The 941-nt window shown below is 34.6% G+C and carries 1 pseudogene; it reads left to right on the forward strand.

Annotated elements, in window-relative coordinates:
• A pseudogene (locus AC1DTM_RS28840) lies at positions 1-941 on the forward strand (polyphosphate kinase); the annotation flags it as partial.

Raw genomic sequence — 941 nt, forward strand, 5'->3', positions numbered from 1 at the left:
TATAATAACCGCGAGTTGAGCTGGTTAGCTTTTAATGAACGTGTACTACAAGAAGCGCAAGATGAAAATAATCCACTTTTAGAAAGATTAAAGTTTATTAGTATTTTCAGTTCAAATTTAGATGAATTTTTTATGGTGCGCGTAGCAGGTTTGAAAGATCAAGTAAGTGCTGGATTTAATCAGCCAGAAAATAAAGCAGGTTTAACACCGAAGAAACAATTAAATAAGATTGCGATAAAAGCTCATGACTTAATGACTGTACAGTATGATACGTTTAAAGGTTACGTATTGCCAGCGCTTGAACTAGAGGGGATTGAGCGTCTAACATTCCATGATTTGACGAAAGAGCAGAGGGAATTTATCGAAGAGTATTTTGATGAACAAATCTTTCCAGTGTTAACTCCTGTAGCTATTGATGCGTATCGTCCATTTCCTATGTTATTAAATAAAAGCTTGAATTTAGCTACTATTTTATACGATGAGAAGCAGGCAGAGGAAGAAAATCGCACGAAGTTAGGAATTGTCCAAGTGCCTTCTTTACTGGAGCGTTTCATATTTTTACCGAGTGAAGGGCAAAAACATAAATTTATTTTATTAGAAGATGTAATTAGTGGTTTTACTCATAAATTATTCACAGGATATAACGTATCACCTGTTACTCGTTTCCGTATTACACGTAATGCGGATTTAACAATCCATGAAGAAGGTGCACGCGATTTATTAAAAGTAATTGAAAAAGAATTGAAAAAGCGTAAGTGGGGAGCTGCCGTTCGTTTAGAAGTTGGTAAAGAACACATTGATGAAAGAGTGTTAGCGTTATTGTATGAGGTGTTGGAAGTAAAAGATGAAGATGTGTACATGATGGATGGACCGTTAGATTTAACATGTTTATTCTCCTTATATAAAAAATTAGCGCCTTTATATGAACATCTAGTATATCC

The sequence above is a fragment of the Bacillus sp. P4_D3 genome (assembly GCF_056401855.1).